The following is a 21,494-nucleotide window of genomic DNA, read 5'->3' on the forward strand; positions in this document are numbered from 1 at the left end:
CAGATGGCCTCACGATCGTTTTCCATAATAGTCATTTTTATCGTCCTGTCGCTGGTGGGATGCGCGCTTGTGCCGTTCCTTCCGGTCAAACTCGCTCCTTCGCGCAATCTGCCGTCACTCACAGTCAGTTTCTCGATGCAGGGCAGTTCGGCCAGAACCATCGAGGCCGAGGTCACTTCACGCATCGAATCAGTGCTCGCGCGTGTCAGTGGAGTGAAAGGCATCAGCTCAAAATCATCCAACGGGGGCGGCCGCGTGTCAATCGACCTTGACAAGCATGCCGACATCGATATGGTGCGTTTTGAGGTCTCGACACTCGTCAGGCAGATATGGAGCGAACTGCCCGAGGGTGTCAGCTACCCATCCATATCGGCCCGCGCGGTTGAGAAGGAGAGCTCCAGGCCATTCATGGTCTACCGTCTCAACGCTCCGGCCAATCCGTCAGAAATCCAGACTTATGGAGAAGAAAATCTCAAACCGCTCCTTGCCCGTATCCCCGGAGTATATAAGGTAGAACTCAACGGTGCGCAGCCTATGGAGTGGCAGCTGCATTACGATATAGACAGGCTGTCATCGCTCGGCCTTACGCCGTCCGATCTGCGTCAGGCCATACGCGAGCATTATACCAGCGAATTTCTTGGCATGGCACCTGTCATAGCCGATGACGGTGACAAATCTGAATACATCCGCCTATCGCTGCATACCGATGGCACGGCCGGCTCATTTATCCCATCGGAAATTTCCGTCAGACTGAACAGCGGCTTATCGGTCACTCTTGATAAACTTGTGAGTGTCATCCACACCGAGGCGGCACCTAAAAGTCATTTCCGCATCAACGGGCTTAACTCCATCTATGTAAATATTACATCCGAGGAGGATGCCAATCAGCTTACGCTGGCTGAAGAAATCAGGACAGCCGTCAGCCGATTTGAGACTGTAATGCCTGAGGGCTATATGATTGACCTGTCATATGACGCAACCGAAAGCATTCGCGGCGAGCTCGATAAGATATATTTCCGCACAGGACTCACAGTGCTGATACTCCTGCTGTTCGTTGGCCTTGTCACTCTCAATTTTCGCTATGTGCTGATGATAACCATAGGCCTGACAATCAATCTTGCCGTGGCGGCAGTGTTCTATTATTTCGCCCACATCGAAATCCAGCTCTATACACTCGCAGGAATCACAATTTCACTCAATCTCGTCATCGACAATCTCATTGTAATGGCCGATCACTACACGCGCCGGCGTAACCTGCGGGCTTTCACCGCCATTCTTGCCGCTACAATTACCACAATCGGCGCATTGTCGGTGGTCTATTTCATGGACGAGAAAACACGCCTAAGTCTGGAGGATTTTGTCACAGTGGTCATCATCAATCTCTCCGTCTCGCTCGCGGTGGCACTGCTGCTTGTGCCAGCACTTGTGGAGAGGCTTGGCCTGCAAAGGGTGAATGGCAAGAACGTAAAATTCCGCAGTCTGCGCCATCGGGTCTCTCTGAGCCTTTCACGTCTTTATGCCAGCATAGTTCGGTTTATGCTGCGGTTCAGGGTCGCCATGATTGTTATTGTGATACTCTCTTTCGGATTGCCGGTGTTCATGCTCCCGGATAAAATCGAAGGTGAGGGATACTGGACAGAGAAATATAATTCCATATTCGGAAGCCCGACATATCGGGAGAAAATCAGACCGGTGACCGACATTGCACTCGGTGGCACTCTGCGACTGTTTGTCGAAAAAGTCTACAACGGTTCCTATTGGGACCGCGACAATAGTGAGCCGGTTCTGCATATCAACGCCACTCTGCCCAACGGAGCTACACTCCGGCAGATGGACGCACTTGTAAGGCAGATGGAGGCCTATTTGTGCGGGTTTAAGGAAATACGCCAGTTTCAGACTTCCGTGTCAAGTGCCCGTCGTGCATCCATTTCGGTGATGTTCAATGAGGGGCATCAGCATGACGGATTCCCTTACAAACTGAAGGGCGAGGTCATATCCAAGGCTCTTACACTCGGTGGCGGTTCATGGAGCGTATATGGTCTTGAAGACCAAGGGTTCAGCAACGATGTCAGAGAGACGGCCGGAAGCTACCGCGTGAAGATGACAGGCTACAATTATGACGAACTCTCTGACTGGGCCTACCGTATGCGTGACACACTGCTGACCCACCGTCGCATCAAGGAAGTGGCGGTAGCATCCGAGTTCTCTAACTGGAAGGATGACTATACGGAGTTTCACCTGGTTTTTGACAGGGACCGCATGGCTAAATACGGCATCACAGCCACACAGCTATTCTCGGCAATCAAGCCGACATTCGGTCGGGAGATCAACTGCGGGCAGATTGTTGTAGACCGCACATCGCAGCGTATAAATCTCTATTCCATCCAGTCGGATGCCTACGATATTTTCACCCTCATGCGTCAGCCTTTTACCGTCAGAGGGCGCACATTCAAACTGTCAGATATAGGCTCGATAGAAAAACGTCAGGCCCCGCAGGACATTGTCAAGAAAAACCAGGAATATGTGATGTGTCTTCAATATGAATATATAGGTTCCAACATGCAGGGCGATAAAGTGCTCGACCGCGACCTTGAGACAATCAATGCCCTCATGCCGGTGGGATATAAAGCCGAAAGAGAGCAGCGCCAGTGGAAAGCCAAAGATGAAAGCGGGAATTACTTGCTGCTGTTGCTCGTCATGGGCATAATATTCTTCACAACCTCGATACTGTTTAATTCACTGCGACAGCCATTTGCCATCATTTTCATCATACCGGTGTCATTCATCGGAGTTTTCGCCTCGTTCTATCTGTTCAAACTTAACTTTGATCAGGGAGGCTTCGCGTCCTTCATACTGCTTGCAGGCATCACCGTTAACGCTGCGATATATATTCTCAATGAATACAATTCATTGCAAGCCGGATATCCGCAAATGGCACCATTGAAAACCTATCTGCGTGCTTTCCGCGTCAAGATAGTTCCCATACTGCTGACTGTCATGTCGACCATCCTCGGATTCATACCTTTTATAATCGGCGAGAGTAAAGAATCTTTCTGGTTTCCGCTTGCCATAGGTACAATGGGAGGCCTGGCAGTCTCAATACTTGCTATTTTGTTAATACTTCCGATCCTGGTAATCCGGAGAGATATGCGCCCACGGAATTAATAAATATCGGGGAACGGGATATAAGAGGTCGTTTAAAACCAATAGTTAAAAACTGAGTGGTTTATCTTTTAGATAAATTGTTGCAAATGAGGAAGGAGTCATATCCACCTCAAAACTTTCGCTCAGATTTTAACTATTGTTTTTAAACGGCCTCTAAATATATGGCAAATGCTTATATATGACAATCATTGCTCATTCTTTCCAGCAAACTGTCTCCAGTCAAGCCACTTGCGCTTCCGCACATGCAGGTATGTGGCACGCCCCCTTATGGGATAATCCTGTATGGTTCGGTAATCACCAAAACCGTAGCAGATTATGTTTTTATTGTACTTGTCTTCGCTAAGTTGTTCATTCTTTTCATCAAGCCAAATGTCGAAACGGCTCTCGCTTTTTTCAAAGCGGTCAATGTCGAAGTTGTCTATCAGGACTTCGGGGAGGATGGATCTGAGTAGTTGGTCTGGTTTCATTTTGCCAAGCTAACACTATGCTCCGACATCCCCTTCCGCCCACCGGAAAAATCCGCTGACCCGGAATCACTTTCAAACCCGTTAGAAAAATATTACTGTCCGCTAAACCATAAAAAGGCGAGTCCAACTTCCTGAACGGCAGAAGTTGGACTTACTTTTTGTATTTGACAAGCCCCCTCAGCAGTTTTCAGGAACTTCGGGAGGCGATTCCGATGCTTCGGCGAGCATGATTTTCAGGTCTGCATCGGGCTGATTGAGGAACTTTTCGAGATTCAGGTAATACATCAGCACAATTCTGACGATTGTAGCAAGCCCTGAGAAGCTCCAACGTCTTTCGAGTTTGCTTTGAAGTACTGACAGCAGCAGATTTGCGATGAGTGTAACCCATATCTGGATTTTGATGGCGTTGGCGCTCTCGCCATAGAAGTATCTCAAGGGGAAGTTCTGTTTGATCTGCTTGAAAAGAGACTCTATCTGCCATCGGCGGCGGTATATCGCCACGATTGTCTCTGGCGGCATGTCGAAGTCGTTGGTCAGAAGCGATATGAGTTTTGGCTTCCCGTTCTTCTTGATGTCAACGTATGTAATTATTCTGGCGATGTGGTTTATGCCGTCTTTACGGAACACCACGACCTGTTCACGGTATTCCATCAGTCCCTGCGGGTTCTGATGCATACAGTCTACAAGTACCTCATAACTGAGGTTTTTCTTCATTTTGGTGACATATACAACGCCACGGTCCGTCAGTTCCTCGAATTTGGCATAATTGATATAGGCGCGGTCAAGAGCGACTATCTCGTTGTGGCTGTAATGGCTCGGAGCAAGCATGAAAGAGTCATTGGTGGCCGCCGAAGTGAACTGCACATCGCAGGGAACCCCCTCGTTGGCGTGTATGACAGAGTGTACCTTTATGCCGCCTTTCTTCTTTCCCGTCTTGGGGTGTCGACCAACGCCCTTGAAAATAGCGTTGGAGAACAATGTGATTGTAGTGGAATCGATAATCCTAAGCTGCTTTATCCACTCTTCCGTGCCGTTGCGTCTGCTGTCCGATGAAAGAATGTCTTTGTTGGCTGCATACAGGTCGCGATAGACATCCTCAAAGAACTTCTCTGACCGTCGGGCATTTGCATCCGACAGGGTGCTGCGCTTTGGTACAGTATCAATTCCGACATGGTGCAGTTTGCGAACCTCCGCTGTCATAGATGTCTCTATCTCACGCAATGAGTCGAAGCGCTGGATCACGGCATAGAGCATCGTAAGCAGATGCGTATAGCCGTCAAAGCTCTTTACATACTTCTCTCCGCCGTGTTTTCGGCTGAATTCAACAATTTTTTCACGATTGAGTGATTTTATCAGCTGTCCATATATCGGCTGTCCGAAGAAATTACGGGTCAAGCCGAAAGCACGGTGCATGAATTTTGAGAAAAGTGTTAAATTTGTGGCATGAAAACCGCAGATGCAATATGGATGTGCCTGCCCGAGGGCATGGACGAACTATTTGAAATGGTGCGCTTCGAGCGCACGGAACAGTCCTATGACATATGGCTTGACGAAAAGAAGAAACTGTCTGATGAAGACTATCGTAATCCAAATATCGTAGCGCGAGGCTATACGGATTATGTAACAATACAGGACTATCCGATGCGTGGACGGCCTGTATTTCTTCACATGCGCAAGAACAAGTGGTGGGACAGGCAGACCAACGAAATCTTCAGCTACAATCTCGAACTTCCCAACGAGGAAGGAACACGACTCAGCGCCGAGTTCGTGGCTTTTTTAAAAGACGAAGGTGGAGACGACAGCCCTGTCGATTAAACAGATAGCGCAGATGTACTGCGTCAACGGCAAACATTTTGCCGACTTGTACCGCAATAAGATAAGCGGTTACGCCGACTGGTGCGAACAGGAGCTTGGCTGTGGGTTCTATTTCAACGCCGATAATATCGGCCCTTACATGAGTCTTGATGAGACGTGTCTGAGCAACGGGGAGGTATGGACGTTCCTGACCAACAAGGACGGCCACGGAGGCAAGGGAACACTTGCGGCAGCCATTCCCGGAACAAAGAGTGACGAAATTATATCCATACTCATCGGAGCTATGGAGAAATCAATCAGACGCAGGGTCAAGGAAGTGACCTGCGATCTCTCGCCATCAATGATGCTCATAGCCGCAGAAGTGTTCTATAACGCCCATGTAGTCAACGACCGTTTTCATGTCCAACAGGTCTATAATGAGGCCGTTGACGAAATCCGCATTGACATTCGCCGACAGCTCATCGCAGAGGAAAACAACCGCAACAAGTCCGAACCGCCGGTAACGTACTCCAACGGAGAGACCATGCGCCAGATACTGGCCCGCAGCAAACACACTCTGATGATGTCGCAGAACAAATGGACTGACATACAGCGCCATCGTGTCAACATACTGTTCAAATACTATCCAATGTTGAAGGCTGCATACAGCCTTGCGATGGAGCTGCGCAAGATTTTCAACGCTAAAATCTCACCGACAAAAGCCATGGGGAGGATGAACAAGTGGTATGAAAAGGTAATGGCATTGTATGGGCGGTAAAACGAAACGTGCAATGTTGAGTGAGCGGTCGGAGGTCAGAAGCCGCGATGTTTCAGTGAGTTACGGCGCGATGTCGTGAAATGGCCGAAAAAACGAAAAGTACATTTGCTTGGATTTTGCTTGGATTTTCGGAGCGGTTGGTTGGATAGTAAGTTGGATTGAAATTGGATTGTGTGCGGTCGCGCTTGTAGTGCGGCCTTTTTTATTGCGTGTCCAGCTGCATGAGGCGCGTCGGTGGCCTGTGGCGGTCGTTGATTCGTGGAATGATGGAAAGGCCGTGGCGCGGCTAAATGCGCGGAAATACGGCCATTTATAGGCGTGTAGTTGGCTGTGGTAGTGGCGTGGCCGGGAACGTATGTCGCAACACTGATTAAAGACTGTTTGAGCGGCGATTGAAAGCCTGTTAAAGACCGTTTGAACGCTATGCTCCGGGATATTTGCCGCCGACAGTTGCACCCGTCGTTTCAGCCGAAAATCATCAAAATTTTGTGATGCTTGGAGCATTGGTTGGAGTGTTGGTTGGAGTTTTCAGTACCATTTTAAAGCGTGTTCAAACCCCTATAAGGTCAAAAATCGGTTAAAAATCGGGCAATTCTAAGCGATAACACCCCCTATAATACCACAAAAAGCGGGGTAATTACGAGTTGCCAAGACGCCATAACCCTCTGTAATTATGCGACTTAAGGCTACGCAGACCATGGAAACGGCGAAAAATAAATAAAACGCACTAAAAAAGCGGCCTATCAGCGGTCGCGGCGTTTGAATGGAAAGAGTGAGAAACCTATTAACCTACACGCGCAGATGCGTCTGTATCGACAAGTGCCGCAAGCCGCTCCGCGTGTTTTTTTGTTTCGGCTAATTCAGCCTCTAAACGGCCAATCTCCTTTGCTTGATTTACAATGCGATCCATTAATTCACTCTGTGGCAGGTATGAATTAGTTTGGGGTGCTTTAAGTTCCATATCACCTCTACCTGTAATAAGCCAGTCTATATTGATGTGTTCACAAAATGAAAACACAAGGGGATAATCAATGGTATTGCGCTTTCTCCAATTAGAGATGGCAGCCTTTGACACTCCCAACCTATTACCTAAATCGGTATCGCTTTTGAGTGATAGAGCCGTTTTTAGGCGGTCTAATATGTCGTCAGATGAAAAAGTTTCCATTTTGTGTACTTTTATCGCCAAAAAATTTTGCAGTAAACAAATTGTGTACTAACTTTGCAGCGAATTAAAATTTTAACAGCCGCCAAAGGTACTAAAATTTGGCGAGATAACAGTAAAGAACCGAAAGGAATATGACAACAGAAGCGAACAACACCACGGAACGGAAGGCTCTAAACCTTGTGCAGCGCATAGTAGCGAACCGCCTTGAAAATGAGAATGGCAAAATACAGGAGAACATGAAAGCTCTTGGAGAGGACTTCACATATCACCTCGGCTGGAAATGCGAGGATATATACAAGCGGCATCTCCTGCGCAACTTCTACCGCGATATGCTGACACAACTCGCGCACCCGGACACAACCGAGGAGAGCGCAAAGGAATATCTGCGCCACACGGTAGAACACCTCGCCGATGATATTCTGCACGGAAGCCCGACACGCCACTCAACCAACGCGATAGAGAATCTCGCACACACTTGGGAATTTGAGACCAAGCAGGAAATGTATAACATCGCTGTGGGACTTCATAGCCAATTTGAAGACTGAGCCATGATTACAACGGAGGAATACATAGAAGCCTTACAGGGGGTCAAACGCCCCTTGATAAAGGCACACGACGAGATAACGGGAGTGGCCGACTTCATCGAGGCTCGCTTGCAGACCGAAAAGGAGTTTGCCGACAGCCGGGTATATGGCACGGTCTGCTATGTTCTCGGAATCTTGGAGGAACAGATAACAAGCATAGGAAACCAAATCACCAAACTCAAAAAATAATGGAACGTAAAAGAATTATCGTAATCACCCCGGAGGAACGCAAGTATCTGCAGAAGATGATCGGCTGCTCAGGCGTAACCGTGTGGGAAGCGGTAAAATACCGCAAAAGTAATGACATACACAAGCGCATCCGCAAGGCAGCGATAGAGCGCGGCGGGCAGCAGATGGTTCTTACGCCGGAGTTCGAGGCCATCTACATCACCAACCGCGAAGATGCCGACAAGGGCATGCACCGCTACATGGTGCAGTCTTTTGAGAACGGAGCGACGTTGGAGGGATGCTTCGACACCGGGCTTGTGGTGATACGTGACAAGCGCGGCGAGGTCAGAGGCGAATGGCAAAGCCCGAGGTTAACCGAAATAGCAGCCATACAGGAGGTGGCGATGTCGCTCTGAGGTATGGTCAAGTATTACAATCCTCCAAAGGCCATGTGCACTGCCCAAGAGCTCGCATCTCTGCTATCCCCCGTTGACAGACGCAGAATGGCATATCGGTATTTTGTCCATACCGCTGAAAAACAGAAGCAATCAGACGGGCGAACATATATCGAGGCATTGGCGGCTTCTCTCCGGAACGGAAGAAGTAATCTTCAACCCACAATTCTGAACCGTCTTTTAAGCCTTTGGCGACAGATTCAGAAAGAATGGCAGGTATCGCAGGTGCGTAATACTCGCAGTCTTGAAGATGTGCTATGTTTTTTAGAGTCTCGTGGACTAACGGTCGATTCTGAAACAGTGAGTATCGTCCATAATAGATTACGCAAAAGGCAATCTCCCACGGCTTGATGATAGCGGGCTTTTTCATAAAGAGCGATTAAAGAATTAACGACTACAAAATTACAAAAAAGTATGGAGTATTGCGACGGCATTCTTTGCGCAACACACGCCGAACTTACCGACGGCATTATGACAGCCGACACACTGATGTACTACTGCAAAAAGGACAAAGGTCTTCGGGTACGTCGTGGTTGCAACGGTGTCCCCGCACTCTATGATGTGAACAGATTGGCGGCAGGACACCGAGCAGAGGTCAAGCGGCGGTATGTAGACCCGGAGGCACAGGCAAAGGCGCGGGCATTCATCGACATAATCGTGATAGACCAGAGAGCCGCCACTTACTACGAGGGAGTGAGCATAGAGGGAGCGCGGGGACTGAGCGACGAGAAACGGATGCTCTACACCAACTCCGCCTCGATACTCAACGCATGCCGTGTGAAACTCATGGAAGCCGAGGCCGAACAGAAAAAAGTCGGCAAGAGCCGCCGGGTAAAGATGAGCGACTTTTGGGCGGCAGTGGCGGCACACCTCCCCCGCGTGGCCGACATCTATCCCCACAGCCTCCCGGAGAATCCGCGAGTGCTGCAACGCAAATACCAGGAATATTTCAAAGGAGGCCAGCCCAATTACGAGGTGTTGATTTCGGGTAAGTTCCGCAACAAGAACGCCGCGAGGGTTGCGACCCCGGAGCAGGTGGCATGGCTCACCAAATTCTTGGAGCATCATACCAACCTCGACGGACAGGAGGTGGCCGACTACTACAATACGGTATGCGAGGCTTTCGGATGGCCGAAAGTGACGCGCCAGACGATGTTGGTATGGCTGCAGAAACTCGGATGGCTTGTGAACGCCGGACGGCACGGAGCAAAGGAATATATGAACCGCTACGGAATGCAGAACAAACGCTTTGCACCGACCGCGCCGATGCTGTTCTGGTCGCTCGACGGATGGACGGTGGAGCTATACTACAAAAAGCGCACCGAGGGGAAGCGCGGCGGTCGTACCACATACTGCAACCGCATGACGGTGGTAGTGGTACTCGATCCTTTCAACAAATACCCGATAGGCTACGCCACAGGCTATCAAGAAAGCCCGGAACTGATAAAAGCCGCGCTCCGCGATGCGACGAACCACACGGCGCAGCTTTTCGGCCAACGTCTGCGGCCTGTGCAGATACAGAGCGACAACTACCGAATCAAGGTGATGCTACCGACCTACGGCATGGCCGAATATGTAACCCCCGCACAGGTAGGCAACGCAAAGGCCAAGCCGATAGAGCCGTATTTCAGACGGCTCAACCACAAATACGCTAAAAAATGCTCCGGCAACTGGAGCGGCTACGGCATAACCTCCCGCAAGGAGAGCCAGCCCAATATGGAATGGCTCAACGCGCACAAGGGGCAGATACCCGACGAGGCCGGGGTAAGGGCGCAGATAGAATGGATCATCGAATCGGAACGCGCCGCCAAGCGCGAGGAATATGTGGCCGGATTCAGCCGCATACCCGCCGACCGACTTCTGCCGATGCCGATTGAAAGCTACCTGCTGAACTTCGGGCAGGAGACAGGCTACAAGAACACATTGGAGGGCAGCGGCCTCAACGTCCGGCTTCTCGGAGAGCGCAGGACATACGACAGCTTCGACCTCGAATTCAGAAAATACGCACACCTGCGGTGGAGCATCAAATATGACCCCGACAATATGCAAGAGGTCTTGGCCGTGAGCGACGAGGGGGACATCCGCATACTGCTAAAAGAAAAGCACCTGCAGCCGATGGCACTTGCCGACCGCCGTCCCGGAGACGCGGAGGAACTGCAAAAGGTAAAGGACTTCAACGACGAACTGAAACGCACCGTGATAGAATACGACAGGCAAGCCACCGAGATAGCGCGTGAGAGCCTGTTGCGCCACCCCGACCTCGGCAACCCATACATAACAGGCATACTCACCGACAGCCGGGGACAGAACAAAGACCGCAAGAGCCAATACCGCCTCGAATACACAGACGTAACCGAGGAGACCGCATACGAGGAAAGCGCGGGCGCGGGCATAGCCGAATCGACACGCGACCTCTATTGATTAACGGATAATCATAAAACTAATATAGGAAATGAAACAGACAGAAAAAGAAGCCATAGCCGCCAAACTGCGGACGTATGTAGACAGCAAGGAGAGCCAAAACGCCGCCGCCAAATCCCTGCGTGGCGTGAGCGCGGCCACCGTGAGCCAGATACTCAACGGCAACTGGGATCTAATCTCCGACGACATGTGGCGCACGGTAGGCAACCAAATCGGCTATGACCCGCGCAACTGGGTCGTGATAGAGACCGAGGGTTACAGGCGCATGACACAGGTGCTGACCGACGCGCAGCGGCACTCGCTCGTGATGGCCGTTACAGGCGACGCGGGCTGCGGCAAAAGTCAGGCGATAAAGGTATATGCCGGGAGCAACAGAAACGTGATAGCGTTGAGCTGCTCCGAATATTGGAACCGCAAGGAGTTTCTCGGGGAACTGCTGCAGAGCCTCGGCACAGAACCCGGCGGCTCGACGGTGGCCGACATGATGCGCGAGGCCATACGGCAGCTCAAACGCCGAGAGGGGGTTCTGATAGTGTTGGACGAGGCCGACAAACTCTCCGACCAGGTGCTGCACTTCTTCATCACCATATACAACAAACTGGAAGATACCGTGGGAATCGTCCTCTGCGCCACGCAATACCTCAAAAAGCGGATAGAGCGCGGAGTGGTGAACAACCGCAAAGGCTACAAGGAGATATACTCACGCATAGGCCGCAAATTCATACCGATGCCTGTTGTGAACCGGGGCGACATAAAGGCCGTATGCACCGCCAACGGCCTTGAAGACCGCCGGGAGATAGAACGTATCATTGACGATGCCGACAACGACCTGCGGCGCGTAAAACGCCTTGTGTGCGCCCTCAAACTGAAATCAGCCGAGGGTTAAACCCCGGTCAAACACCAATTAAACAATGGCAAAGGCATTAAGCAACCGCAACGTGTGCGACGCGAATTTCAAGGTCGCCGACTTCACCGGGGAGTGGCTCGCCACATTCGGGAAGCCGGAACTGCGCGGCGCGTGGATCATCTTCGGGGAGAGCGGCAGCGGCAAGACCCATTTCGCGCTCTCGCTTCTTGCCTATCTGACGCAGTTTGTAGACAAAGCCGCCTACGACACCATCGAACAGGGCTTGTCGCTATCATTCAAAAACTCTTGGTTAGACGCGAACATGGCCGAGGTCGGCAACAAGGTTGTGGTCTACTCAAAGGAACAGATCCCGGCATTGCGCGAGAGGCTGCGCAAGCGCAAAAGTCCGCAGGTTGTGGTGATAGATTCCATAACCGCGCTTGTGGGGTTCACGCGCAGCACCTTTGCCTCGCTTATGGACGAATTCCCCGACAAACTTTTCATCTTCATCGCCCACGAGGAAAACGGCAAGCCCTATCCGGCGGTGGCGCGGCACGTCCGCAAACTGGCCGAGGTGAAGATCCGCGTGGAGGGTTTCAAGGCATACCCCACGACCCGCTTTGCCACCGCGGAGGGAGGCGGCGAGGAGTTTGTGATATGGCCGGAGGGTGCGGCCAAATACTACGCTCAAATAATAGACAAGGAGACCAACCAATAAAAACGAGATATTATGGCAACAGTTACGGCACAACAGCAGAAGTGGCTGCTTAAAAAATTCCACACGCTCTGCGCCCGGCTCAACATGGACGCGGACATGAAACTGGCTCTTATATCCGGCTACGGCGTGGAGAGCAGCAAGGATCTTACAAACGCGGAACTCTTGGAACTCTGCGACCACCTCAACGAGATACTGAACCCGGAGGATGCTAAAACAGACAAGATGCGCAAGCGCGTGATAGCGGCCATCGGAGGTTGGCTGCGCATGATCGGCAAAGGCGACGAGGGGATAAACTACATAAAAGGCGTGGCGTGTCAAGCGGCAAAGACCGACAATTTCAACAAAATCTCTCTTGAACGGCTCACCACCATCTACAATATGTTCCTGCGCAAGCAAAAAGATGCAAAGAGCGTGAACGAGGTGGCCGAGAAGATAGCATACGAAGCGCGGTTTGGCACGGATAACAATCTTCTGAACTGATACAGGCATGAGTACAGCAATAGAACATCTAAAAGAGCGCACCAAAACCTGTATGGGCAATGACGGCCACGTGGTCGGGGTCGTGGAATACGACGAGGCAATTGCCGCACTCCATATTCAGAAAGCGTGTCTAATAGAACATTTTAAGAATTTCATTCTGAATGTGCGACTTTGCCAAGCCATAGGCTTAAACAAAGACTGGGAGCAGATACTCGACGAACAATTCAAAGATTTATAATTATGCCAGAGAAGAAAAAAGAGAACCTCAACAAGCAGGTGAAAGGTGTCGGCCATATCACGGTCTACATCAAGGTTACCAAAGGCAAGACGGTAACGACCTATTATACCCGATACGGCTTTGCCGGGGTATATACAAAAGCATCCTTGCAGACTGTTGCCGCTAAATTCAAGGAGATTGGCATAGACAGCACCCGCAGGGAAGAGCCGGACGCAGATAAAATCACCGCTTCAACCAAAATATACACATCAGACTGCCAATATATAATTCCACAAGACTTAAACCCGGAGACATGATAGAGGTACACATGAACGAGGGAGGCCACCAATGGGAGAAAACCAACCTCACGACATTAGGCGGAGACAATGGCCGCTCCACATACGACACTTACCGTTGCACCGCTTGCGGACTGACCGGGAAAATGTATCATTTCAACCATATTACCGTGCAGGAACGCTCCCGCAAAAAACTGTTTAGCTGCCCCGGCATGAAAAAAACGCGGAAAATCCGAATCACCTGCTGTCGGGCAGTAGGATCACAATTCGCCAATCTCACGCCGGACAGTATCCATGAGGTAATTCCGACACCTCCGGGAAACAACGGCAACAACGGCGTGTGGGTAATGGGGGTCGGCGAGCCTGTAAAAGTGCTGAATGGTGAATTTACATACATCAACGAATGAGCCGCAAAGCACTTGAAAACGAGATAACCTCACACATCACCGAGGTAACGAGCAGCCTTGAGATGGCCGAATACGCAGCCCTTATGCGGTGGCTTTCGGACTGGGCGCACGAAAAGGCAGAACTCGCCGATTACCTGCCCGACTTTGACTGCGAAGAAGAATAACAACCATCAATAAAAAAATAATATGACAGTAATCGAAAAGCAGTACATGGACGCGGTGATAGCGATGAACCGCAAAATGGCAGATCAGAACAAAGTAGACTGGGAACGCTACCGCATGGACGCAGCCCAAAATGTGGCAACCTACTGCATGGGGCTGTATCTTACCAACCGGGAAAGCGACAGACCTACCTATGCGGAAGTTGCGGAAGTCGCTGTAAAAATGGCTAACGCTATCGTGACAGAGCTGCAAAACAATCCTCTAAACACGAAAAACGACGGAAATGGATAAAGAGCGATTCGAAGCAGTATGCAATGCTTACAAAGCAATGTATTTCAGCGCAAAAAACGATAAAGAGCGCAAGGATAGAATCAACTCGTTCCGCGCCGGACAAATCAAAATATCAAAGGGATAATCACCCATCATTTAATCACCATTAAAACAACAGACAAATGGCAAAAAGAGAAAAGAAAACAATCATCAGCGGCGTAAGCCGCGAGGCGATGGAGGAGGCTTTCAGAGCATACGCCGACGCCGACGCACAACAGCGATCACTCACCGCCGAAATGGACGGCAAGCTCGTGGAGATTCGCGAGGACTACGCCGACCGACTGGCCGAACTCGAAGCTGAGAAAAAGGCCGCATTCGAGAAAATGCAGGTGTTCGCGGTAGAGAACCGCGAGGAACTGTTCACCAAGCGCAAGAGCATGGAGACCACGCATGGCATCCTCGGCTTCCGCACCGGGAATCCGAAACTCAAAGCCCGCAAGGGGATGACGTGGGCGGGGATTCTCGAACTGCTCAAAATCAAAGGCAAGAACTACGTGCGCATGGTCGAGGAGGTGGCAAAGGACAAACTCCTTGCCGAGCGCGACCTTGACGAATGCAAGGTAGTAATGGAAGCCTGCTGCATCGATGTGGTGCAGGACGAGACATTCTTTGTAGAACCTAAATCGGAGGGATAGCCTTATGGGAAAGCGCACGGAGTTTGCCCGCGACACCATAGAGGTGTGTCGCAACTGCAAGGCAGAGGGTTCAGTCTACGGACGCACCGAGGACGGACGCAGCCACGTCCTGGAAATCTGCCCGGTATGTTGCGGATCGGGACTTGTGAGAAAACATATAGAGGGGTTCGTGGCGGTCGAGCCACACAACAAAACCACAGCAAGGCCATGAAAAGAAGCGCGCCCGCCGCAAGGATAAATCGCTTGACAACGGGCAACACCGTGGAACGTGTTGCAAAGATAGCGGTTAAATTCTTAACATGGCGACAAAACCTCACAAAAATACACTCCTGCGCATACAGCACGTCTGCGACATCACCCGCGAGCATTACGAGGAGGGCAACCTTGCGAAATGCTACAAACAGGTGTGGAGGCATTTTGTGTACCCTGTCTATCCGATGTGTTACCACACGTTCCTCGGCTATCTTCGGCGTGGGCTGGAGGGATTCTCCGACAAGCCCCGCGACACACAGCCCTCCCTGTTCGACGACATAGACATGGGGGAATGAAAGCGACACCGCCCGCAGAACCGAAACTGCGGGCGGTGTTGTGTCTATACCATCTCCTCGGAGAAAGCGTCGGCGAAGATGTCGCCTGTGTCAAGGGTAACATTGCGCGGTGTGAGAATGTAGCCGTCATCGACGGAGGCCGAACAGTCTATGCAGTGGGTTCGCCACTCCTCCAAATCCTCGCATATCTGCTCATGGTTATGGTCGGTGTCCGAGCCGGAATATTGGAACTGCGAGAAACTGCGTCCCTGTTCATCCGCGCCACCCGAAAAGCCGTTCAAGGCGAGTTTGACGGCGCGGATCAGCCGGAAGCGGCACAGAGCCTCGTCGCGGTAAGGCGTGTCGGTCTGCGCGAGCGTGGCCGTTACGAAATGCAGCCTCACAGTCATATCGCCATGCACCGCACCGCGAGAGAGCGGCGACCACAGCACCGGGAGAAACTCCACGAAGATTCCCGGCGGGTTGAACGGACGCATCTGCGTGAGACGTGCCGTATTCTCGTTCCACAGGCCGACATGGTTAATGGCCGGAACTCCCGGTAATTTTGCGTCAGGGTCGCGTTTAGGTCGGCAGTAGATATATTTGTCATCCACGAGACGGACACGCGACAGACGCGCCTCTAAATCGGTAAAAATGCGTAATCTCATATCAATGTCGGTTAAAGTCATCGGCAAGGCGTTGCGAGAACTCCTGCAGCCGTTTGAAAACAATGTCGCCGAGGGCTTGCTGCACCTTTTCGTGGTCGCCTATGAACTGGCGTTGCGGCATATTCATCTGCCGGGAATGTGAGCGCACGGTGTATGTGTTCCCGGTCTTCTTAGACGTGCGCGAGTGGGAGCGGACGGTAACGGCGAAATTGCCGCCCTCGTTGTGCAGGGCTGTATATGGTCGGTCGGAGGTGAAGACCACGGCCATTCCCCGGATCATCGAACGGATGGAGCGTCGCATCGCCCCGGTAACGATAAGGATAGAGCCGCGTCCGCGTTTGTTTGTCTTGCTCGCCTTTGTCGCCACCCACTTCTCGCCGAAGAAACCCTGCTGCCGGAAATTGTCCTTGAACAGCTCCGTGAGCTTCACGCGGGCATCGCTCAGAATATCGTCGTAAATGTTGCGTGGCATGGCGGCGCGGATCTAATCGGCGAGATTCAGAAACAGCAGGGAGATAAGGCCGAGTTTGACCTGCATACGGTCGGACTTGTCCTCTATCTTCTGAAAATCTATCTTTGAGGGAGCGGCCTTGACCTGCTCCCATCTTTCCGGGGTCAATTCCTCGCCGAGACACATAAGGGCTGCGGCGACATCGGTCTGCGAGAACTCGGCTGTAACTGTTATTTTTTCGTCCATTTTGTTGAAAGTGTTGGGGTTTATTTTGTTGTATGAAAAAGAATGTCTATCTTTGCAATCCCATAGGAGGCCGCTGTGGGTTCTTTCGAGGAGGCGGCAACCTGCCCGCGCTGCGGGCTTTTTTTATGCCTATACATCATGTAGGCGAATATCTGCCGAGCCGTCCTCCTTTCGCACCACACAGACAATATGCTTTACCTGTAAATGTCGTGTCTGCCGTTTAAGCCATTTAACGCCGTTGGTAATTTTGCTTGGATGGTACATACTGCCGTCGTGGAAATAGAGGCACACGGTATCGGCGGCAATACGGACATCAGAGCGGGCATTATATCTCGCAAGCTGCTTGTTCTTATCCCGGAGCGCAGAGCCATAATGCCTTTTTTTCGATGTTATAGAGCGAATATCCATCATCACGCCGTCGAGCTGCATATCAAGAGCCGGGAGCGTCCGACCCTTTTTCTTCTTGCTCTCGTCGCAGAGGATAGCCGAATGGCCGCTTTGGAACAGAAGCCGCTGCACCTCATTTTCAAGATCCGCGCCTGTCATGCCCCACCGCAGAACCTGTGCATTATTGGATGTGGTATTGTGTCCCACATGGGCGGCGGTCATGCCGCCGGACACCGGGTCATACTCCACACCCCGATACTTGCTGTCCTTTGAAAGACGGTCATAGAGCCGCTTTGCCTCGACCCTGCGCTGCTGCTCGTGAACGACACGGCAGACCCGGCACTGTTCACGCTTGGGGTCGTAAGCAAGATTGAGGCGACCGTCGCAAGAGCCGCACCCCTTGGGGAGATATGGATGTTTCTTGGGGAACAGTGTCATCTCGCGTCCGGCATTGTAACGGAACATCCGGGCTTTCGGCTCATCGGTGCAAGCGTCCCCGGCGGCTTTGGCCGTCTCCGGGTCGGACATCGGGTAATCATCGCGCAGCACCTGATCCACGTCGCAGCGGCAATTCCAACCATTCGGCGGCAGATAGTCGCGCCAAAACGGGTCAGACGGCGGGAGCGTGATATTGTCGAGCGCGGCGTGTTCCGAGCGCACCCTTTCATCCCCTGCGGTACGGTATTGCAGGTTGTAGCGGTCGCCGTCGGCCACGAAATCGTGCCATTTAACGGCCATCTGCGAGGTGTGGACGGCATGGTTATACTCGGCATAGAGATAGTTGGTGTTATACCGGGCATCAATGGCCTCCACGTCCTTGCGGAACGTGTCGAAAGGCTTCACATGGCCGTCCGCATCGGTGAGCGCAAGGCCGACCTCCGAGAGTGAATGGTAGGTCTTGAAGCCGGAGAATATGAAAGCGTTGTTTTGGAGCGCGGCGGTCAGTTCCGGCGGGGTCTCGGTATTGATGGCCGTATCGACGGCGCGGTTAAGCGCGTTGTACGTCTCCTCGACGAGCGGTCGCACGGCGGGGTCGGCAAGCATATCCGGGGAGAAGCCGCCACGAGCGAAGACCTCGCGCACGGCGCGGTCGAACACATCACGGTTGAACTCCACACGTCCGACACCTCCGGCGAGGGCAAGCACCTGCGGCTCGTAAAGGGTGGTTAACGCTTGATTAAACAGGCGGTAATGGTCGGCTTTTTCTTTTTGTCTGTCTCGGGGCTTGGCCTCCTGTTTTTCGGAATCCTCACCCCCTACTCGAAAAAAGAGCCGGAAGACTGTTTTACGCCGAGAATCGGGATTTTGTATTTTTCAGTGAAATACTGCGGGTCGATGTCGAAGAACTGCAAGAGCATACGTTCCAGTTCGCGCTGCTCCGCCGGTGAGTATGTGGCCGCATCGTCCCACTTGAACGTAAGCCCGGCAAGAGGGAAACCGAGGCGGATCATCTTCGGAATAAGGTCGTCATTGATAACGTATGCAATCAGTTTGGCATCTGCGGCACATAGGTTTTCAAACACTTCAAGATGCGTCTCGGACTGCGATTTTGAGGAACCGTCATCAACGGTCATGGTCTGGCCGACCACGCCTTTTGACATCTCGGAGTTGGCGCGGTCAATGCGCTTGTCATAGACATTGTAAGCGTCGCCACGCGAAGATTCCTTTATGTCTATTGTCGTACCCTCCGGGAACAACGCCCATCCCGCCGCGCCCATCTCCTCGAGCATCACCTCAATCTGCTTGCGGTCGGCGGGGTTCTGCGAGGTGGTAGTTCCCACACGCATAGGCATACCGAAAATCTCGCCGAACACGTCCCAATAGGAGGTCATGTTCTTTTTGGATAACGCGTGGGGAGCGCATTTCAGCAACAGACCGAGGTTGCGGCTCTCGCCGACCTCCACGCACCAGTCGGCCAACGCACCCTCACGGTACGGAATGCCCTGCTGCGGGGAATCGGAGCGGTCGCGGAGCAGCACACCATACTCCGGGCATACGTGGTCTCGCGGCACCAGTTCCACGTCGGAGAACTTCATCACGCCGTTAGCGTCGGTAATCACGTCGCCCAACTGGATAAGGGAATGCCCCCACGCGATAGATTCAAGAGCATTGAGCAGGAAATGGTAGAACCACTTGCTCTCAAAGATTTTCGCCGCGTCCTCGTTCTCGTTGCCCGCATCGTCCGTAAGTACAAAGGCTTTGAGCAGCGTCTTGTGGTAGCGTTGAGTGAAGCAGCCTGTGAGGTGCATATCAATAAGCGCGTCGGTATAGATGGAATACAACGCTCCGCGCTTGGGGTTCTCTATGTTTAGAGCCATAGCCCACGCCCGCCGCCACCGGGCAACGTCCTGTTTGGTGAGGCTCTGCGTCTGTTGGTTGAGCATCATCACGAGGCTTTTTCGCTTCTTCATGCTGCCGCCGCGCTCGTTGTTGCGGCGAGCGGCGAGGCGTATTGATTCGAGCGACCTCTGCGAGGCGTATCTGTTTTTTGCCATTTTATCAGTGTTTAATCTTGTCGTCAATCATGTTTGAATAATCCTCGGAAGTGAGGCCGGAGAGCGCGGTGGAAATATTGGCCTTGTAGGTCGCTCCGCCGTCCTGTGGAGCGACAGCCGAGGATTTGAGCGCGTTAATGATAGCGTCGATTCTCGCCTTGCAGATGTTAAGCTGCTTCTGCAGTTCGGTGGCGTTTGCCGTTGTCTCGCTGCCGCCGTTCCATACCGACACGCCTTTCTTCATTTCAAGGGTCGTTCCGTCTATGTCTATTTTGAGGTTGTCGGCGGTGAGCGTGGCCGAGCCTTTCCGGGTTTTCAACACCACGGAATTGTCCTCGACGGTAGCCTCGGTGTCGCCGATGGTGATAACAGACTTTGTTATTTCCATCGCAAGCACCACTACGGCCACGGCGGGATTGAGGAAACCCACCACGACTTCAGAACCGACTGCCGGGAACGACACGAGGCCGACCGTCTGATTCTGATCCGCCTGTAAATTCACGGCGAGGAGCGGCGCACCCTCGTTAATGGGAGTGCAGTCGATAGTCCGGGCATCTTCGTCCACCGCGTCCACGGTGCAGACGGTGAGATACATTTCAGAGCCGGACAGGGCAAGCTGTCTTATCGCGTTTCTAATATCCATCACTCTGCCGCCCTCGCGCCGAGGGTAATGTCCTGCCGGAAGCCGGAGCTGCCGTATGTTATGGTATTCTTATGGACTTGGTACTTGCCCTTGCGCTCACCGTCGATCTTAATGCCTATCACGTCGAGGACATCAAGCAGCACATGACCGAAAGTCTGAAAAGACCCGGTAAGGCCGTCGCGTTTGAGACGCTCCAACTCCTGCTCACCCCACGCCTTTGCCTCGGCCTCGGTCTTACCGTAACAGTGCAGGGTGCGTTTTTCTCCGTCCGGATCGCCAATCTCCACCTTGATTTTCTTTTTGTTGTCGGGTTGTAGGCTAACCACTCTCAGCTTAATTTTCACGTCCTCGGCTCTCTGCTCGTCAAGGCTGCTGTCCGAAATGATGTTTACCCCTGTGGCGAATACCTGCCGCATCTCGTTGCCGTGGTCGAAAAGCACACCGCAATAAAGGACAGGCTTGCCGTCTTCAAGACGGAAGAAAGTGCGGATGTTGTTCTCTTTGAGGTGAGCGAGCAACTCGGCCACGTTCTCAAAATTCACGCGGTACTGCCCGATGTTCTGCTCGCCGAGAACCTTTATGTCGTATGGCAAGCCCTGTTCTTTGAGCAGCGTATGAATATCTACGTTCTTGTAGGACTTCTTCACGCAGGGGGTCTGTTTGAGCATAAACATCTCGTCCTCGCAGAAAATCTCAATCGGGGCTTTGAAACCCTTGCGCAGCACATATCCTGTAAAGGCGAGTTGGAGGTTGTCATCATAGCCAAGCCACACGGAGATTTTGTCGCCGCGCTTTATGGGGTTTGAGGTCTCGCCTTTCCATTTTACCTTTCGGGGGAGAATGAGCTTGCAGGTGATGGTGAGAGCCTCGCTGTCGCGCACGATCTCGCAAGCCGTGATTTTCTCAAAGACCCACGTCTTATCACCCTTAATCTCTATTTTCGCACAGAGTTTTAACATCGTTCAAATGCTGATTAAACAGTGGTTTA

General features: G+C 52.0%; 30 protein-coding genes. 19 read left to right on the plus strand and 11 right to left on the minus strand.

What is annotated here, in order from left to right; translation table 11 throughout:
* The first annotated feature begins 3 nt into the window (after window positions 1-3).
* Window positions 4-3,165, plus strand: a complete 3,162-nt coding sequence (locus tag FDZ78_RS01555; RefSeq protein WP_136408823.1) for an efflux RND transporter permease subunit — start codon at window positions 4-6, stop codon at window positions 3,163-3,165.
* Window positions 3,166-3,350: 185 nt separating this feature from the next.
* Here FDZ78_RS01555 and FDZ78_RS01560 read toward each other — a convergent pair whose 3' ends face one another.
* Together FDZ78_RS01560 and FDZ78_RS01565 are read right to left on the minus strand one after the other, a co-directional pair.
* Entirely contained in the window at window positions 3,351-3,632 is a 282-nt protein-coding gene (locus tag FDZ78_RS01560; RefSeq protein WP_107031768.1) for a transposase family protein, read from the minus strand.
* A 177-nt stretch (window positions 3,633-3,809) separates the two neighbouring features.
* Window positions 3,810-5,045 (minus strand): IS4 family transposase, encoded by a 1,236-nt coding sequence (locus FDZ78_RS01565; protein WP_136408822.1) that lies wholly within the window; start codon window positions 5,043-5,045, stop codon window positions 3,810-3,812.
* 30 nt (window positions 5,046-5,075) lie between these two features.
* Here FDZ78_RS01565 and FDZ78_RS01570 point away from each other — a divergent pair, with 30 nt between their 5' ends.
* Window positions 5,076-5,447 carry a transposase family protein gene (locus tag FDZ78_RS01570; protein WP_107037111.1) on the plus strand — a complete coding sequence of 124 codons (372 nt, stop codon included), beginning with the start codon at window positions 5,076-5,078 and terminating at the stop codon, window positions 5,445-5,447.
* Window positions 5,422-6,204 carry a transposase gene (locus FDZ78_RS01575; protein WP_137426162.1) on the plus strand — a complete coding sequence of 261 codons (783 nt, stop codon included), beginning with the start codon at window positions 5,422-5,424 and terminating at the stop codon, window positions 6,202-6,204. Before FDZ78_RS01570 ends, FDZ78_RS01575 begins: the two co-directional genes overlap by 26 nt.
* Before the next feature lie 60 nt (window positions 6,205-6,264).
* Here the strand turns inward: FDZ78_RS01575 and FDZ78_RS01580 are convergent, their stop codons facing one another.
* Both FDZ78_RS01580 and FDZ78_RS01585 read right to left on the minus strand, forming a co-directional pair.
* Window positions 6,265-6,708 carry a hypothetical protein gene (locus FDZ78_RS01580; protein ID WP_133166564.1) on the minus strand — a complete coding sequence of 148 codons (444 nt, stop codon included), beginning with the start codon at window positions 6,706-6,708 and terminating at the stop codon, window positions 6,265-6,267.
* Window positions 6,709-6,988: 280 nt separating this feature from the next.
* On the minus strand, window positions 6,989-7,369 hold the full coding sequence (locus FDZ78_RS01585) for a helix-turn-helix domain-containing protein (protein ID WP_107033230.1): 381 nt from the start codon (window positions 7,367-7,369) through the stop codon (window positions 6,989-6,991).
* Between the two features lie 131 nt (window positions 7,370-7,500).
* On the opposite strand from FDZ78_RS01585, the gene FDZ78_RS01590 reads away from it, so the two are divergent.
* The 16 genes from FDZ78_RS01590 to FDZ78_RS01655 all read left to right on the plus strand — a co-directional run bounded on the left by FDZ78_RS01590 (window position 7,501) and on the right by FDZ78_RS01655 (window position 15,637).
* Window positions 7,501-7,914 (plus strand): hypothetical protein, encoded by a 414-nt coding sequence (locus tag FDZ78_RS01590; RefSeq protein ID WP_137426163.1) that lies wholly within the window; start codon window positions 7,501-7,503, stop codon window positions 7,912-7,914.
* Between the two features lie 3 nt (window positions 7,915-7,917).
* Entirely contained in the window at window positions 7,918-8,142 is a 225-nt protein-coding gene (locus FDZ78_RS01595; protein ID WP_137426164.1) for a hypothetical protein, read from the plus strand.
* Window positions 8,142-8,537 (plus strand): hypothetical protein, encoded by a 396-nt coding sequence (locus FDZ78_RS01600; RefSeq protein ID WP_137426165.1) that lies wholly within the window; start codon window positions 8,142-8,144, stop codon window positions 8,535-8,537. Before FDZ78_RS01595 ends, FDZ78_RS01600 begins: the two co-directional genes overlap by 1 nt.
* A 453-nt stretch (window positions 8,538-8,990) precedes the next feature.
* Window positions 8,991-10,997 carry a hypothetical protein gene (locus FDZ78_RS01605; protein WP_137426166.1) on the plus strand — a complete coding sequence of 669 codons (2,007 nt, stop codon included), beginning with the start codon at window positions 8,991-8,993 and terminating at the stop codon, window positions 10,995-10,997.
* 31 nt (window positions 10,998-11,028) lie between these two features.
* On the plus strand, window positions 11,029-11,883 hold the full coding sequence (locus FDZ78_RS01610; RefSeq protein ID WP_104403624.1) for an ATP-binding protein: 855 nt from the start codon (window positions 11,029-11,031) through the stop codon (window positions 11,881-11,883).
* Window positions 11,884-11,908: 25 nt separating this feature from the next.
* Window positions 11,909-12,562, plus strand: coding sequence for an ATP-binding protein (locus tag FDZ78_RS01615; RefSeq protein WP_104403623.1), 654 nt, complete (start codon window positions 11,909-11,911; stop codon window positions 12,560-12,562).
* A gap of 12 nt (window positions 12,563-12,574) precedes the next feature.
* Window positions 12,575-13,042 carry a hypothetical protein gene (locus FDZ78_RS01620; protein ID WP_104403622.1) on the plus strand — a complete coding sequence of 156 codons (468 nt, stop codon included), beginning with the start codon at window positions 12,575-12,577 and terminating at the stop codon, window positions 13,040-13,042.
* 7 nt (window positions 13,043-13,049) lie between these two features.
* Window positions 13,050-13,280 (plus strand): hypothetical protein, encoded by a 231-nt coding sequence (locus FDZ78_RS01625; RefSeq protein ID WP_133159437.1) that lies wholly within the window; start codon window positions 13,050-13,052, stop codon window positions 13,278-13,280.
* 2 nt (window positions 13,281-13,282) lie between these two features.
* Complete coding sequence (locus tag FDZ78_RS01630) at window positions 13,283-13,576, plus strand: hypothetical protein (RefSeq protein ID WP_104403620.1); 294 nt, start codon at window positions 13,283-13,285, stop codon at window positions 13,574-13,576.
* Window positions 13,573-13,962, plus strand: coding sequence for a hypothetical protein (locus tag FDZ78_RS01635; RefSeq protein ID WP_104403619.1), 390 nt, complete (start codon window positions 13,573-13,575; stop codon window positions 13,960-13,962). Before FDZ78_RS01630 ends, FDZ78_RS01635 begins: the two co-directional genes overlap by 4 nt.
* Entirely contained in the window at window positions 13,959-14,126 is a 168-nt protein-coding gene (locus tag FDZ78_RS14555) for a hypothetical protein (protein WP_168189997.1), read from the plus strand. Before FDZ78_RS01635 ends, FDZ78_RS14555 begins: the two co-directional genes overlap by 4 nt.
* 22 nt (window positions 14,127-14,148) lie before the next feature.
* Window positions 14,149-14,415, plus strand: coding sequence for a hypothetical protein (locus FDZ78_RS01640; RefSeq protein WP_104403618.1), 267 nt, complete (start codon window positions 14,149-14,151; stop codon window positions 14,413-14,415).
* Entirely contained in the window at window positions 14,408-14,539 is a 132-nt protein-coding gene (locus FDZ78_RS14895) for a hypothetical protein (RefSeq protein WP_255400122.1), read from the plus strand. The genes FDZ78_RS01640 and FDZ78_RS14895 overlap by 8 nt, the downstream gene beginning before the upstream one ends.
* A 37-nt stretch (window positions 14,540-14,576) precedes the next feature.
* On the plus strand, window positions 14,577-15,089 hold the full coding sequence (locus FDZ78_RS01645) for a host-nuclease inhibitor Gam family protein (RefSeq protein ID WP_137426167.1): 513 nt from the start codon (window positions 14,577-14,579) through the stop codon (window positions 15,087-15,089).
* 4 nt (window positions 15,090-15,093) lie between these two features.
* A complete protein-coding gene (locus FDZ78_RS01650; protein ID WP_137426168.1) occupies window positions 15,094-15,300 on the plus strand; it encodes a hypothetical protein in 207 nt (68 codons plus the stop codon).
* A gap of 88 nt (window positions 15,301-15,388) precedes the next feature.
* On the plus strand, window positions 15,389-15,637 hold the full coding sequence (locus tag FDZ78_RS01655; RefSeq protein ID WP_137426169.1) for a hypothetical protein: 249 nt from the start codon (window positions 15,389-15,391) through the stop codon (window positions 15,635-15,637).
* 44 nt (window positions 15,638-15,681) lie between these two features.
* Here FDZ78_RS01655 and FDZ78_RS01660 read toward each other — a convergent pair whose 3' ends face one another.
* The 7 genes from FDZ78_RS01660 to FDZ78_RS01690 all read right to left on the minus strand — a co-directional run bounded on the left by FDZ78_RS01660 (window position 15,682) and on the right by FDZ78_RS01690 (window position 21,465).
* The gene (locus FDZ78_RS01660; protein ID WP_136408951.1) at window positions 15,682-16,284 is read right to left on the minus strand and encodes a hypothetical protein; all 603 of its coding nucleotides are present in this window, start codon (window positions 16,282-16,284) and stop codon (window positions 15,682-15,684) included.
* Between the two features lies 1 nt (window position 16,285).
* Entirely contained in the window at window positions 16,286-16,756 is a 471-nt protein-coding gene (locus FDZ78_RS01665) for a phage virion morphogenesis protein (RefSeq protein WP_104403613.1), read from the minus strand.
* 12 nt (window positions 16,757-16,768) lie between these two features.
* A complete protein-coding gene (locus FDZ78_RS01670) occupies window positions 16,769-16,981 on the minus strand; it encodes a hypothetical protein (protein WP_104403612.1) in 213 nt (70 codons plus the stop codon).
* A gap of 129 nt (window positions 16,982-17,110) precedes the next feature.
* Window positions 17,111-18,514, minus strand: coding sequence for a phage minor head protein (locus FDZ78_RS01675; protein WP_240740316.1), 1,404 nt, complete (start codon window positions 18,512-18,514; stop codon window positions 17,111-17,113).
* Window positions 18,515-18,624: 110 nt separating this feature from the next.
* The gene (locus tag FDZ78_RS01680; RefSeq protein WP_136408952.1) at window positions 18,625-19,863 is read right to left on the minus strand and encodes a DUF935 family protein; all 1,239 of its coding nucleotides are present in this window, start codon (window positions 19,861-19,863) and stop codon (window positions 18,625-18,627) included.
* A 4-nt stretch (window positions 19,864-19,867) separates the two neighbouring features.
* Window positions 19,868-20,506: a hypothetical protein gene (locus FDZ78_RS01685; protein WP_136408953.1), complete on the minus strand. Its 639-nt coding sequence runs from the start codon at window positions 20,504-20,506 to the stop codon at window positions 19,868-19,870.
* Window positions 20,506-21,465, minus strand: a complete 960-nt coding sequence (locus FDZ78_RS01690) for a hypothetical protein (RefSeq protein ID WP_136408954.1) — start codon at window positions 21,463-21,465, stop codon at window positions 20,506-20,508. The genes FDZ78_RS01685 and FDZ78_RS01690 overlap by 1 nt, the downstream gene beginning before the upstream one ends.
* Between the last annotated feature and the right edge of the window lie 29 nt (window positions 21,466-21,494).

It is taken from the genome of Duncaniella sp. B8 (assembly GCF_005304985.1).
Lineage (GTDB): Bacteria > Bacteroidota > Bacteroidia > Bacteroidales > Muribaculaceae > Duncaniella > Duncaniella muris.